This is a genomic window from Lysinibacillus sp. GW823-FHT02G10, from assembly GCF_058797135.1.
In genome coordinates this window covers 1044357-1058674 of sequence record NZ_JBXAJI010000001.1, presented here as the reverse complement: position 1 = coordinate 1058674, position 14318 = coordinate 1044357, and the positions used below count along the sequence as shown (strand labels likewise).

Annotated in this window: 15 protein-coding genes and 2 riboswitches; of the genes, 3 read left to right on the top strand and 12 right to left on the bottom strand. The window is 41.6% G+C overall.

Features of this window, described 5'->3' with window-relative positions:
* Positions 1 to 12 precede the first annotated feature (12 nt).
* Positions 13 to 1005, bottom strand: coding sequence for an ABC transporter substrate-binding protein (locus tag AC1RFD_RS05565; protein WP_054549241.1), 993 nt, complete (start codon positions 1003 to 1005; stop codon positions 13 to 15).
* 163 nt (positions 1006 to 1168) lie between these two features.
* Positions 1169 to 1355: riboswitch (cobalamin riboswitch) on the bottom strand.
* Positions 1356 to 1537: 182 nt separating this feature from the next.
* Here AC1RFD_RS05565 and AC1RFD_RS05560 point away from each other — a divergent pair.
* A complete protein-coding gene (locus tag AC1RFD_RS05560; protein WP_054549242.1) occupies positions 1538 to 3475 on the top strand; it encodes a GTP-binding protein in 1938 nt (645 codons plus the stop codon).
* Between the two features lie 136 nt (positions 3476 to 3611).
* Here the strand turns inward: AC1RFD_RS05560 and AC1RFD_RS05555 are convergent, their stop codons facing one another.
* On the bottom strand, positions 3612 to 4367 hold the full coding sequence (locus AC1RFD_RS05555) for a hypothetical protein (RefSeq protein ID WP_288581013.1): 756 nt from the start codon (positions 4365 to 4367) through the stop codon (positions 3612 to 3614).
* Positions 4368 to 4593: 226 nt separating this feature from the next.
* Positions 4594 to 4777: riboswitch (cobalamin riboswitch) on the bottom strand.
* 211 nt (positions 4778 to 4988) lie between these two features.
* Here AC1RFD_RS05555 and AC1RFD_RS05550 point away from each other — a divergent pair.
* Positions 4989 to 5756 (top strand): GNAT family N-acetyltransferase, encoded by a 768-nt coding sequence (locus AC1RFD_RS05550; protein WP_054549244.1) that lies wholly within the window; start codon positions 4989 to 4991, stop codon positions 5754 to 5756.
* Positions 5757 to 5919: 163 nt separating this feature from the next.
* On the opposite strand, the gene AC1RFD_RS05545 is transcribed toward AC1RFD_RS05550, so the two are convergent.
* Entirely contained in the window at positions 5920 to 6300 is a 381-nt protein-coding gene (locus AC1RFD_RS05545) for a PH domain-containing protein (protein ID WP_048395723.1), read from the bottom strand.
* Between the two features lie 110 nt (positions 6301 to 6410).
* On the opposite strand from AC1RFD_RS05545, the gene AC1RFD_RS05540 reads away from it, so the two are divergent.
* Positions 6411 to 6800: a YhfM domain-containing protein gene (locus tag AC1RFD_RS05540; RefSeq protein WP_279496328.1), complete on the top strand. Its 390-nt coding sequence runs from the start codon at positions 6411 to 6413 to the stop codon at positions 6798 to 6800.
* Positions 6801 to 6837: 37 nt separating this feature from the next.
* Here the strand turns inward: AC1RFD_RS05540 and AC1RFD_RS05535 are convergent, their stop codons facing one another.
* The 9 genes from AC1RFD_RS05535 to AC1RFD_RS05495 are packed head-to-tail and all read right to left on the bottom strand — an operon-like array spanning position 6838 to position 14277.
* Positions 6838 to 7572, bottom strand: a complete 735-nt coding sequence (locus AC1RFD_RS05535; protein ID WP_244205756.1) for an ABC transporter ATP-binding protein — start codon at positions 7570 to 7572, stop codon at positions 6838 to 6840.
* A 6-nt stretch (positions 7573 to 7578) separates the two neighbouring features.
* On the bottom strand, positions 7579 to 8328 hold the full coding sequence (locus AC1RFD_RS05530) for an ATP-binding cassette domain-containing protein (RefSeq protein WP_054549247.1): 750 nt from the start codon (positions 8326 to 8328) through the stop codon (positions 7579 to 7581).
* The gene (locus AC1RFD_RS05525) at positions 8321 to 9133 is read right to left on the bottom strand and encodes an ABC transporter permease (protein WP_054549248.1); all 813 of its coding nucleotides are present in this window, start codon (positions 9131 to 9133) and stop codon (positions 8321 to 8323) included. Before AC1RFD_RS05525 ends, AC1RFD_RS05530 begins: the two co-directional genes overlap by 8 nt.
* The gene (locus tag AC1RFD_RS05520; RefSeq protein ID WP_131520313.1) at positions 9130 to 10098 is read right to left on the bottom strand and encodes an ABC transporter permease; all 969 of its coding nucleotides are present in this window, start codon (positions 10096 to 10098) and stop codon (positions 9130 to 9132) included. Before AC1RFD_RS05520 ends, AC1RFD_RS05525 begins: the two co-directional genes overlap by 4 nt.
* Complete coding sequence (locus AC1RFD_RS05515) at positions 10088 to 11674, bottom strand: ABC transporter substrate-binding protein (protein ID WP_233732696.1); 1587 nt, start codon at positions 11672 to 11674, stop codon at positions 10088 to 10090. Before AC1RFD_RS05515 ends, AC1RFD_RS05520 begins: the two co-directional genes overlap by 11 nt.
* 28 nt (positions 11675 to 11702) lie before the next feature.
* Complete coding sequence (locus AC1RFD_RS05510) at positions 11703 to 12509, bottom strand: urease accessory protein UreD (RefSeq protein WP_492474874.1); 807 nt, start codon at positions 12507 to 12509, stop codon at positions 11703 to 11705.
* Positions 12502 to 13131 carry an urease accessory protein UreG gene (gene ureG / locus AC1RFD_RS05505; protein ID WP_048395735.1) on the bottom strand — a complete coding sequence of 210 codons (630 nt, stop codon included), beginning with the start codon at positions 13129 to 13131 and terminating at the stop codon, positions 12502 to 12504. Before ureG ends, AC1RFD_RS05510 begins: the two co-directional genes overlap by 8 nt.
* Before the next feature lie 17 nt (positions 13132 to 13148).
* On the bottom strand, positions 13149 to 13889 hold the full coding sequence (locus AC1RFD_RS05500) for an urease accessory protein UreF (RefSeq protein WP_231595761.1): 741 nt from the start codon (positions 13887 to 13889) through the stop codon (positions 13149 to 13151).
* Entirely contained in the window at positions 13831 to 14277 is a 447-nt protein-coding gene (locus AC1RFD_RS05495; protein ID WP_048395740.1) for an urease accessory protein UreE, read from the bottom strand. Before AC1RFD_RS05495 ends, AC1RFD_RS05500 begins: the two co-directional genes overlap by 59 nt.
* Between the last annotated feature and the right edge of the window lie 41 nt (positions 14278 to 14318).

Below are 14318 nucleotides of genomic sequence, written 5' to 3'. Positions count from 1 at the left end.
AGCTCGAATGGATTAAAAGTTTTCAGGATAGAAGCCCTTTGCTAAAATTTCAATGGCCTCTGCCGCACGAACCCCTTCAGACGCTGCTGAAAGTGGCAGGATGACAAAGCGCTCATTTTTGACCGCTTCCATCTCCTTTAAGGCTGGATCATTTTTTAAGAATTGGATCTTTTGGTCTGCCGTTGTTTCACCGTAATCAATCACGACAACTACCTCTGGGTTGCGGTCTACTGCATCTTCCTTCGACACAGTTGTCCAGCCTGATTCCACATCACCAAAGATATTTTGTCCACCCGCGATTGTCACAAGCTCATTCATAAAGTTTTGACCAGCTGTAAATACATCCTTTTCACCGCTATCAAACACAAGAACACGTAATTTTTCGCTATCTTTTGGTAATTTAGCTTGTACTGCCTCTACATCTTTCGTCATTTGCTCAATTAAAGCTTCGCCACGATCCTCAATACGGAAAATCTTCGCGATATTTCGAATATCAGTGAAAATATCCTCTAATGTTGGCTTTGTCATGTTGGAAGCCGTATGTAAATACGTATGGATGCCTAATTCTTCAAGCTCTTCTGGTGTGCCTACACCCTTTTCGCCAAAGCCACTTTTCCAGCCTGCATATAGGAAATCTGCCTCGGCATCGATGACTTGCTCCTTCGTTGGGTATTGATCGGAAAGAACAGGGACTTTATCGTATGCCTCTTGCAGTGGTTCATAGATTTTATCATCTAAGTAAGCTGTCCCTACCATAGAATCCTCTAAACCAAGTGCTAGCATAATTTCTGTCACATGTTGATTTAAGCTAATCGCTTTTGTTGGTGCTTCCGTATATGTTTGCGTTGTGTCATTATTTTCAATGGTTACTTCTGCTGCCGCCTCAGATGGCTCAACCTTTTCACCTTGTGCAGCTGATTCCGTTTTGTCCTTTGCGTTACAAGCCCCTAAAACAGCGACCAAGGCAATGATCATCATCAGCCATATACTTTTCCATTTCTTCATGTCCTTTTCTCCTTTGCTGTTAAAATATAGAAAGAAATCAGAGACTTCTTTACTACTAAGGTAGTTGGAAGGGCATAAAAAAACCCTCTTGTCGCCAAGAGAGTAGCATAGTGAAATAACGGTATCATTACCTTCATCACTATCCCCATCCTCGTGGTTCTTAGTCAAAAAATACATACTGGCAGGTATCCTGGCTTAGGTTCATCATCTATACGCCTTCCCATAGTTTCACTACAGTGGCATGCTGTATAGACTCCCCATTTACAGTTGCGGGACAGCATCGGAATTGCACCGATTTCCCTTTTAAGCAAATGACAAATGCCATTTGCACCAATACGTTCTATAATGGTCAATACTATTGATAGACTAGCAGAAGAAAATTTATCGCGCAATCAGTAGTATGACACTAAAAGTATAATCATCATTATATTAGCACTATTTCGACATAAAGACGAACTATTTTACAAGAAATATAGAAGCTAGTATTCTGTTACAATAAAAAGATAGCATTCTATAGAAACGAGGATTTCTTATGTACAAAACGATCGGTGTACTTGCGCACGTGGATGCAGGAAAAACGACCTTCTCTGAGCAAGTGCTTTTTCATACAAATAGTATTCAAGCACGGGGGCGTGTTGATCATCAGGATACCTTTCTTGATCATCATGAGCTAGAGCGCAGACGAGGCATTACGATATTTGCCGAGCAAGGGCGCATGAATATTGGCGATGATACATACACATTGATTGATACGCCAGGGCATGTCGATTTCTCCCCTGAGATGGAGCGTGCCATTCGTGTGATGGATTATGCCATTATTATCATTAGCGCTGTCGAAGGGATACAGGGCCATACAGAAACAGTGTGGCAACTTTTACGTCAATACCATGTCCCTACCTTCTTCTTTATCAACAAAATGGATCGTGAGGGTGCCAATATGGAGGCCGTCATCAGCCAGCTTCGTAAAGATTGCTCTCAGTATGTATTATTCATCGATGAGCCACTGCGAGCAGACTATGTATCAAATAATATTATGGAATGGCTGGCGGAGCGCGACGAAAAATTGCTTGATGCCTTTCTAAATGAGTCATTGGAGCATGAACAGTGTCTTGCTCAATTAAAGGAAATGATTAAAAATGAAGGTGCCTTCCCTTGCTTTGCTGGCTCGGCCTTAAAGGATGAGGGCATTCAGGAATTTCTTGACCAGCTCCCGTTGTTAACGGCTTCCCATTTTGACAAGGATGCCCCATTTGAGGGCGAGGTTTTTAAGATTCGTCATGATGGTCACCAGCGTTTAACCTTTATGAAGGCAACCAAGGGCTCGTTGCATGTACGAGATGAATTTTCATTTGACGAAGTAACAGAAAAAGTGACCGAAATTCGCCTTTATAACGGCAGTCGCTTTGAGACCGTTCAACAGGTAGAGGCAGGAGAAATTTTCGCTGTCAAAGGACTGAGCCAAGCAAACATTGGGGATCGAATCGGTACAACGATGCTATCACAGCCCTATGAGCTTGTCCCAACCTTACAGGCAAAGGTTCAATATGAGGGTGATCAGCATATCAAGGAAGTGCTACAGATTTTCCGTTTACTCGAAGCAGAAGAACCGTCCTTGCGTGTGGTCTGGCAGGAAAAATTTCAGGAAATCCATGTGCATATTATGGGTGCCATTCAATTGGAGGTCCTGACTGAGGTATTAATGACGCGTTTTTCATTAGCTGTCTCCTTTGGTGAGCCGCAAATTTTATACATGGAAACCATTGCGACGACCGTAACGGGCTATGGTCATTTCGAGCCCCTCAAGCATTATGCAGAAGTTCATTTATTAATGGAGCCAAATCCACGTGGAACAGGTAATACCTTCACCAATGCCTGTCATGCCGATCATTTATCTGTAGGCAATCAGCGCCTTGTTGAAAAGCATCTGTTTGAGCGTGACCATCATGGGCTACTAACAGGCTTCCCTGTAACAGATATTCATTTTACACTTCTAACAGGTCGCGGGCACAATGAACATACATCGGGGGGAGATTTCCGTGAAGCCAGTTTCCGTGCCCTGCGTCAGGGGCTGGAGCAGGCACAAAATGTCCTACTTGAACCCTATTATCGCTTTAAAATGAAAGCTTCAAATGACTTTATCGGTCGTATGATGACTGATATTCAGCAAGCAGCTGGCACGTTCGATGACCCGATTTTATCCGAAACGGATGTTATCCTAACAGGTCGTGCACCTGTTGCCACTTTAATGAGCTACAGCACAACCTTTGCCGCCTATACAAATGGGAAAGGTGCACTCACACTCCAATTTGATGGCTATGATGTGTGCCATAATACAGAGGATGTGATTGCACAGATTGGCTACGATAAAAATGCCGACCCTGAGTATAGTTCCTCTAGTATCTTTTGTGCTAAGGGCAAAGGATATTCGGTTCCATGGCAAGAAGCACAGGCAGCCATGCATTGCCTGTAGGGTGGGCACTTCTGGTATTTCCTCGGCTTCCACTGGTATCCATCGCTCTAGCGCGGGTATTTCTTGCTTGGGCATCAATATATCTCTACCCTGCCATAAGATATTACAAGCCCTCCAAAAAATGGAGGGCTTGTTTTTATAGTGCACCGACAGCTTTCTTTGTTGGATTGTCCAACAAATATGCGGGTTCAACTATTACATAGTCATGCTTGTTCGTAAAATCAATTAGTACCTTACCAGGTTGACTTTTTAATAGTTGTAGATGATCAATTAATTGCAGTAAAAGCTCGTGACCGTTTCCACGTGGATGCCAGTTGAAATGATAATCATTTAACGCTTGCACCGCTTCAATAAATTGGGCATATTCCTGCTGCACAAATGCAATGAGTTTGTCATGATGAGATGCTAAATCATATAAATATGTTTCGTAAAAGCGCATGACAATCGAGCATAATAAGTCATTGACACGAGCAGCACTTAAAACAGGCTTTGGCTCCAATGATAGACGGTCGAGGTTGGGCTTTGCGCGTGTAGAATCAATGCGCGTAATTAAGTGATACGCTTCTCCGTTGACCTCATAGACAATCGGATTGGTCGGCATGTACATCATAAAACTATTTGTCTTTGTTTTTAGTTCATCTGCTATGGCTGCTTTCGCTAAAAGATGACCGTCCACATCCCCATTTTGTATCCAAATAATTTCTTTATTATATAAGATTTGCTCAAAGAAGCGATCATTGCGAATCAGCTTCGTTGCTAATAATTGATCGATCAGAGACTCGACCACCATTCTTGTTTTCGCTTTCTTGGCAACTTCTGTGCGTGGTTGCTTACAAATGTTCAGATCTTCATAAGGCGTTTCCAACATTGTCGTTACATGAATATTTGTCATACGTGCATCCCCTTTGCGTACATATTTTCAAAACAAAAAGGACTCCCTACTTTTGAGGAAATCCTTCATTTTATCTTCTTTCATCACACAATGCCAAACAAACCCTAAGTATGTGTGAACGAGTTCGATTGTGAACCCTTTCATTTACTATGGGCGTTTGACGTACTGTGACGAACAGAGCATTCTGTTTTGTCAACATGCCACCTCCTATTCCTCGTAGGTTTATGGTGTGTACTCGTAACAGGCAGGTATCCTGACTCATGATCATCGCTTCTTTTCTCCTTCCCGTCCAAAGACAGTGGATACTGAAAAGTCGCTCACATTTACAGTTGCGGGACAGTGTCGGATTCGCACCGACTTCCCTTTTAAGCAAATTGCACGCAATTTACACCTATTACTACACGCTATTCAGTTGTCATAGGAATGAGTATATGCACATTCCTATTAGATTACTAAAATCAATTGTAAAGTAGTGTTTTTCTAAAGTCAAATATCACAATATTTTCCAAACTACTAATAAAGTTATAGCGGGATATAAAAAAGGTGAACTGCGTATTTTTTATCTTTCATTGACTTTATAATGAAAGATAGTGAACTTCTAATAGGGGAAGGATGAAAAATATGAAAACAAGTCAACAATTAGTAACGAGTAATTTAGAGGAAAAAATGAAACTATTTACTCGAGCCGTTTCTGGACAAATTATAGAGGAAGCTCATTTTGTCATAGCCAATACAAATATTCCAACTGATACATTTAATTTGTTAGTAGCGAAATCGCCTATAATTCATAAGGAAAATCATCTTAAACAAAGGATTAATCATTTCATTGTGAATAAACTTCCCTTCAGCACGTGGGTGGATGCCAACTATCTAAGCGATGATTGGCTACAACTGATAAAAGACTGCAATTTACAGGAAGCTGAACGAAATATGATGATGAAGCTTGACCATACACTTCACACAGGTCCACGAATTTCCAATTATCTTACCATCACAGAAGTAAGTAACAAGGAAGAGCTTCTACAATATAAGGAAGTTTTTCTAAGTTTATTTGGAGAAACAGCAGAAAGAGATGCATTAGAAATTTACTTTCATCAATTCTCACAGGAAAAACTAGCATCAAATGCTCGCATGTTTATTGGTTGTATAAAGGAAGTACCTATCGCTACGGGATTATTAATCGACAGTAAACATAGCTATGGGATTTATGATGTGATGACAAAAGATGCGTATAGGGGCAAGGGTTATGGCAGTGAGATGTTTCAATTCCTACTCAGTCAAACAATCGATAAGCAAAAGCCCGTAGTCTTACAGGCATCAGAGGATGGAAAAAATATTTATAAACGCTTCGGGTTTAAAGAAGTCGGAGAAATGATTGTATTTGAATAAGACTTCGCCAAGGCGCTCTTATTTACACTTGACAGTATTTTCGAGCTTACCGTAATCATGAAGCCGATTTAAAATCCGTTACACCGACCCCTTCCTGGCACGACAGAAAAGCCTCGCAAATCTGCGGGCTTTTGGTTGTGCACACGTACTATTAGCACCTTCATTACGTCCCCAAAACATACTGTGCTAAGACGCTTTGCACCTTATAAATATTTGTCGCCTTATTGAAGTTTTTTTGAATCGGTAATGGACTGCCAGACACCCATATTTTAAGCTCTGCATCTAAATCAAATGTTCCAGCTGTTTCGACTGAAAAATGAACGATATTTTTATAGGGAATGGAATGATACTCTGTTTTCTTGCCAGTCACTCCTTGCTTATCAATGAGGATCAATCGTTTATTGGTAAAAATAAACGTGTCTCTAATAATTTTATAGGCGTTCTTGACTGTCTCGTTTGGAATTAATAAATTATGGACCTCCTCCTGTAGTTTTTCTAAATTCACCTCGCTTGCATTGCCGATCAATCCATCAAATAAGCCCACTATCTGTCCCCTTTCGCTCTCGTTTATTTAATGTATTACAAAAAAGTGAGAGCTACGACAGGAAATGGTGGTATTATTTAGCCTATAGAGGGGGTGAGTGGTTGCGAATAATGATAGCTGCCTTAGTGTCTCTACTAGCCGTTGTTTTACTAGGATGTAATGAAAAACCAGATGATAAATTAGCTAAGGTCAGCATTTCTATTGGTGCTAAATTTAACAAGGTGAACACTGATTTTTTTAAAGAATATACGGATGAAGAATCACTTACACTATTCCAACAAGCCATTGCAACAACAGTCAAAAACGAGGGTGTTGTCAATATGGCTTCGCCAGAATATGATGTACAAATAGTGGACAAGGCAGGAAACAAATATCGCTATCATCTTTGGTTAGGTGATAAAGGGCAAAACAGTAGTTTGATGCATGTCGAGGATACGCATACTATCTACACAATATCTGAGGAGTTCACTGAAAAATTAGCTGCGCTAGTTCACTCATAAAAAAAACACTTCCCATTCAAGGAAGTGTTTTGCCAAATCAATGATCCATTGCCTGAAACAGCATTTTTGCATAGCTGTCCGTGAAGGTAAAGCCGTTATTCTCTTTGTTGCTCTCATCAACAATGGTTCCAGCCTTCATCACATAAATGCGATCGCATAAATAGGAAACAGCCTTTAAGTCATGAGAGATAAAGAGAATGGCCATTGCCCTTTCTTTATTCAAGGTCTTTAATAAATCAACGATTTCTCGTTGAATCAAGCGATCTAGGCTTGAAATAATTTCATCACATACGATTAATTGTGGCTCGACCAAAAGGGATCGTAATAAATTAACTCGCTGTTTTTCTCCGCCACTTAGCTCAGAGGGCAAGGCATGTAAGATATCTGTGGGTAGCTTGACCTTCTCCAGCATGGTCTGTAAATAGGTGTCCGTTATAGGTTGCTTATGCTGAAGCGGCTCTCTTAATAGGTCCCTTACAGTCCACACGGGATTTAAAGCGGCTGTTGCATTTTGAAAAATAATCTGGCAGTTGTCATAAAAAGCTGCGCGACGATGCTTGGTTATTGGTTGCTGTTGAAAGTATACTGCCCCTTTTTCAGGAGCTTCTAGCTGCATAATTACTTTGGCCAATGTGCTTTTGCCACTGCCACTTTCTCCTACTAAGCCGACTATTTCCCCTTTTCCTACAGTAAGATGAATATGATTTAATATTGGGCGTCCCTTTCGATAGCTTTTACAAATATTGTGAACCTGAAGTAACAAAGCCCACACCTCCTCCTAAAAATGATGCGCTACTAGCTGCCTAGTGTATGGATGCTTAGGCTGCTCAAAGATTTCTGTTACTTGCCCTCGCTCCACAATTTCTCCATTTTTCATGACGAGGATAAAATCCGCGATGGAAGCAGCTACATCTAAATCATGGGTAATTAAGAGTACGGTTGTTTCTAGCCGTGTATGAAGCCTTTTCAATTGTTGAATAAATTCCTGTTGATGCAGCATATCTAAGGAAGAGGTTGGTTCATCCGCTAATAAAACAGCTGGCGCCAGATAGAGAGCACAGGCAAGCATACAGCGTTGTAGCATCCCTCCTGAAAGCTCGAAGGGATAGCGCTCCAACACATCTGCTGGTAAATGTAAATCCTGTACAATATGCTTCATTTTAGCTAGAAATACTGCCTTTGTCTGCCCCATCCGTAAGGCAGTTAATCCATACAATTGCTGTTTCATTTTTTGCGTTGGCGAAAAGCTATTAGCAGCATCCTGAAAAATCGTAAAGAAGTGCCTTTGGCGTAGTACAGATTGATCCTGTTTTGCTAATTCCACTATATTTCTTCCATTAAAAAAGATTGAGCCTTCAACTGTTGCTTGCGCTGGAAGCATGCCTAGAATGGCAGAGAGCATGGTGCTTTTTCCACTACCGCTTTCACCTATCATCACGGTAATCTGACCTTTTGGCACCGTAAACGAGAGATCGTTCAATATAAATTTTTCGTTTATTCGAACAGTAACATGCTCTATTTTAAACATGGGTCTGTCCCCCTCTCTGCTTAAATCTACTACCAATAGCTTGCACGCATAAAATCGTTACGAAAATGAACATCCCAGGAAAAAGGCCCATCCACCAAGCCCCGACAAGTAAATCATTTTGTGCCGTATAGAGCATCGTCCCCCACGATGGAATGGACGGTGGAACACCGATACCTAAAAAGCTTAAGGATACTTCCGTAAAAATAGCACCAGCAAAATTAAATATCGTCACGACAAAAATGGCGGGAAGACTATTACGCAATAAATGACGAAAAAGAATCTTCCACAGCGGCGTGCGAAACATCTTCGCCATGTGGATAAACTCTAATTCCTTCAACCGGATAAATTCAGAGCGCACGATACGGGCAGTGACAAACCAGCCTGTGCACCCCATAATCATTGCCATGCGCCATACACTTCCTTGCATAATCGCTTGAAGAGCAAGCACAATCACTAAAGATGGAATTGTTAAAAATGCCTCTAGTATACGCATCATCACTGCATCAATAGCTCCACCGAAATAGCCACTTATACCGCCATAGATAATGCCAATTATGCTGGATAGAACAACCGATAACGTAGCGATAAAAAGGGTCACTCTACCACCAACGAGTAGGCGGGAAAGAACATCTCTACCTAGCTGATCTGTGCCAAGGAGGTGTGTTCCATTAGGTGCTTCATAAATATGATTCATATCCATCGCGTTTGGCTCAAAAGGCACTAACCATGAGGAAAATAGGGTGAAGCCTACTAAAAGACCAAGAATCACTAGCCAAAAGATGAGCATTTTTTGCTCTTTTCTCATACGATTCCCCCTCTTCTTAAGCGGGGATTGAGACAAATCATGAGGACATCAATCACAAATAAACAGATAACGACTACTACGCCAGTGATTAAAATGGCACCCATCAGCACAGGAAAGTCCTTTACCATCACTGCTTTCACTAAAAGCTGACCTAAGCCTGACCAGCCAAATAATGTTTCAACCACGATGGATCCTCCAAAAAATGATGGGATGGTCACACCGACATAATTGATATATGGAATAATGGCATTGCGTAAAATCATCCTACGAATAGCTCGCTCTGGTACTCCGTTGGCACGTGCCACCTCTACATAATAACGATGCTTCTCTGCCTTCACATTTTCCTGTAAAAAACGTGCGAATACCCCGACATGTGCCAGTACAAGGACCGATAAAGGAAGAACCATATGGTATAGTCGGTCCACAAGGCCGCCATCCCCTCGTACATCCTTCATCCCCGATGAAGGAAACCAGCCTAGTTGTACAGAGAACACCATGATGAATAAAATGCCAAGCCAAAATGGAGGAATGGCTGAGCTAGCAATACTTACAAAGGAAAGTCCGCGATCTAATAACGAACCCTCCTTCATGCCTGCCTGTAAGCCGAGCCATGTTGAGGCAATGGCTACGATGCCTAAAGTTCCAACAACGAGCTGTAATGTATTTGGTAAACGTTCTTGTATAATTGTCGCTACTGGTCTGCCTTCTTTTGCCGAGTAGCCTAAATTTCCTTGCATCGCTTCACGGAGCCACACACCATATTGATAGAGTATCGGTTGATCCAGACCAAAAGCTGTTTCAATGCGTTCTTTCTCCGCTGTCGATAACGTTTGAGCATTGCCACCATAATACGCTGCAGCTGGATTACCAGGAGCCGCATGCATCAGGAAAAAAGAGAGGAAGCTCACGATAATGAGGACAATTGTCCCCATTATCACGCGCTTCCCGATCCATTTAGCGATCATGCCATTTCCACTCCTCGACATTCCAGAGGAAGCCTGCCCCATGATGACCTAAAATGCGCTCTTTGACGCCACTAATCTGCTGATTAATACCATACACAGCATCCACATAGGCAAAGTAGGCGAATGGTGGATCTTGTGCTAGCTCCTCCTGTAATGCCCCATAGACTTCCTTACGTTTTTCAGGATCAACGGTTGTACGCCCCTCCTCTAGCAATGCATCCACTTTCGGATTGTTATAGCTACCATAATTGTAGCCAGCACTTGTGAGACTGGATTCACCAGAATGGAAGAGACTATACGTATGATGGTCAGCATCATACGGGCTTCCCCAGCCAACCATAAAGGCTTCTGTTTCTTCAATGACAATATTGCTCCAATCGAGTGCAGCTACTTGCACATCTGCCCCAATCTCTTTATAGCCTTCTGCCACATAATTAGCCATGTTCACACGCACTGTGTCAGTAATAGGTGCCGTAATAGTAAATGCTAATTTTTGATCATTCTTATAGCGGAAACCATCCTCAGCTAGTTGCCAGCCCGCTTGGTCGAGTAGCTCGTTTGCTTTATCAAGGTCATATTTATAATGCTCAATGTTGGCGTTTACAAAGGCATGCTTTTGTAGCGGTGAGTATGCTTCTGTACCGTATCCATGTAAAATGCCTTTGACAATACCTGCACGATCTGTCCCATAGCTAATGGCCTTGCGAACAGCAACGTCTTGCCAAATAGGATACTTCATATTAAAGAGAACACCACGATAATCTGCTGATTCCACCTCGTATAGCTTTAAATGCTCAACCTTCGATAGCTCCTCTACCTGATTCGGGTCTAGTAACGCTATATCGACCTCACCCGATTTTAGCTGGAGCGCACGCACATTACTATCGGGGATAAATTTAAAAATTACTTTCTCGATAGAAGCTTTTGTGCCAAAGAAAGATGGATATGCCTTTAGTGTCAGGCTTGTCCCTTTGTCCCATTGTTCAAACATATACGGACCCGCACCGATTGGCTGCTGGTTAAATGTAGCGGTTCTCATCTCTTGCCCTTCAAAGGCATGCTTTGGTAAAATTGGCACCGTTAATTTGTCTAATAGCGGTGTAAATGGCTCATCTAATTGGATAGTCATCGTCATGTCATTGACCTTTTCCATTGACACAACATGGCTAAAATCAGACTTTAAATAAGAACCGTTTGCATCATCCAAAATACTGTTAATGGTAAACATAATATCGTCCACCGTTAATGGGTGCCCATCATGGAAGGTTACATCCCTGTGAATCGAAATGGTATAAGTCATCTGGTCATCTGATATTTTAATACTTTGAGCAATATCATTGATGGGTACATTATGCTCATCAAAGCGCATCAGACCTCTAAATAAAAAGGCATCTAAATTGGTTTCTTCCAAAAGAGGATTTAAGCCTGCAAACTCAGACTCTGAGGCAAAAACAAGCTCATTTGCCTGGGCAGATGATGTAGCTGTCGGTTGTTTCTCTCCTCCTTGATTAGACGAGCAGCCCACAAAAACTACCGCTAGCACCATCAAAAGTATCAATACGGAAAACTTTTTCAATTTAATATCTCCTTTATCACAACAGAAATTACAGCAATGCTGCGATGTACTCGAACATGCGGTTTATTTCTTTGTGAAGTGTTCGTTGCTCCTTGGCAAGCCATCTACAATGAATGGCTTGATCTGTCAATTTTGTCACACTCGCCTGAAGGGACTTTTCCTGTTGGATTTGATCCTGTAAATCCCTTATTTGAAGTTTGTTAACCGATGGAGAGACAATCCACAAAGAACCAATATAGCGTGCCTTTTCAAGCAAGCCGATTTCGGCAAAATTCATCTCCTGCGGCTTAAACTGCAACGAGTCATAAGCTATCAAAGTATCCTCTACATAGATCTTGTATTTGGATTGGAATGTTTGATAGTCAAAGATTTCTCCTCGCATTTCTCTACCTGGAGCAACAATTTCTCCCCAGATCAATGTCGAGCTTTCCTTCATACGAATGGTTGTATGTACCTGAAATTTTGCTCGTTCAAATGGAATCGTCACTTCAGGGAGCCATTCTAATCTCGCCTGCTCTGCAAGTTCCACCTTTATAGCTTGTGTACAAAACTCACCATTGTGAGAAGGGTAAATTTTTAATGCTGATTGTTGCTTGAGCTTCACCTGACTATCTGACGCTAGTGTAACCGTAATTTCATTGCGATCTCCCGCAACCATGCCCCCTGAGGATTCCATGATAAAAACGGTGGCTGCTGGATGATTGCCTTCGTATAGTTCACGACTGGCCTTTAATGGGGGTTGCTGGTACACATGAACCAGTCGTGTATAGCCCCGTCTCGGTTCAAAGGCCATCTCTAATTTGCCAAAATGATTAACTTTGCTAGGGTTAAACATCTTCTTCAACTGCTTCGGCACCTTCAAGTAACAAATGGTGCTGAATCCATTCAACCACCTTATCTACATTCGTTTGGGAGCGAACATCTGCAAAAATATATGGACGTCCAGCACGCATTTTTTTCACGTCCTGATCCATTAGCTCAAGATCAACCCCAACATGAGGAGCTAGTGATGTTTTATTAATAAGCAATAAATCTGAACGTGTTAGCGCTGGACCACCCTTACGTGGGATGTCCTGTCCCTCTGCCACATCAATCACATAAATATAGCCATGCACGAGCTCAGGACTAAATGTTGCCGATAGATTATCGCCACCGCTTTCAATAAAAATAATATCTAAATCTGGAAAGCTTTTATTCAAATCATCAATCGCAGCAAAATTCATCGAGGCATCCTCTCGAATGGCTGTATGTGGACAACCACCTGTTTCTACCCCAATAATTCGCTCCTCTGCTAACACGCCGTTTGTGATTAAATACTGTGCATCTTCTCTTGTATAAATATCGTTGGTAATCACGGCTACGTTGTAATGCTCATGCATTACCCGTGTTAATTGATCGACTAAAGATGTTTTGCCTGATCCAACAGGCCCACCGATACCAATACGTACTGGTTTCATGTATATCCTCTCGCTTTCTATGAAATAAATAATCTCGAAAATAAAAACTCATGCTTCATGGACGCCAGTTCAATACCTAGTGCATTGTTGGCTAGATCATCCATTGTTAACGTCAACACCGTTTCGGCTGCTTCCTCCACAGAGGCTAATAGCTCATGTAATGCTTGCACACCTGTATTTTGACCAAAGGGTACAGCACGGACAGCATTTTGCACTAAACCACTAATTGATGCGTACATAAAGGTCATGATTGCATGAAAAACGTTCACACCTAGTGCTTCACAATAAATCCCATAGAGAACTGCATAATGGCCTTTTACTTCTTCATGGTCAATCTTCTCTTTCCATTGCAATAAAAAAGGACTCTCCATTAGAGGGGCTACTGTTCGCATAAATTGCTTCCCTACATTGACACTAGCATCTCTAGATTCTTTCGCTAGCTTCATTGCCCCACAAAGTTGGTCGAGCTCAATAAGATGAGCAACATCTCGTCTTTTAGCTGCATGGAATGCCTCTTGTATAAGAATTGCATCACCGTAAACTACATTGTGAAATAAATAGACCTGACAAAACTCAACTAATTGTTCCTTTGTGCGAATGATATCTTCCTGAATATACGTTTCCATACCATAGGAATGTGTATAGGAACCGATTGGAAATGCGGAGTCATGAATTTGCAATAATTGTAATAAGGATAAATTAGTGAGCGTGTCCACGGTATTTGAACGGTTGCTTGAAGCGTCGTTCAGTTGTTTCATAGTGCACCCCAATTTCATCTAATAATGGATTAATCGTATGATCTGCTCGTACGATGATTTCATTGTTTGCAATCAAGCTAGGAGTATGACGGTTGCCCAATTCAAAGGCAGCTTTCCCCATTTCATACATATCTTTTGGTGTAATGACGATAACTGGCTCCAATTTTGTACGAATTGCAATTCGTCGTTGCTCATCCTCGAATAATAGGTCACCATATTGTAGAGGCTCTTCACCCTCTATACGTAAAGCGATATCTGTTCCTTGATCCGTTGCTGTGCGAAGAATGCGTTTGCTTAATTCCTCCCACTCTAGCTCAATCCATTCCGTTGCCTTTTGTGGATGTTCTTCTTCATTCGCTATATTGCCAATAATTTTTTCTATTAACATATGGTTTAGCTCCTCTTTTTCTTTGTATTCGCTGTTACACT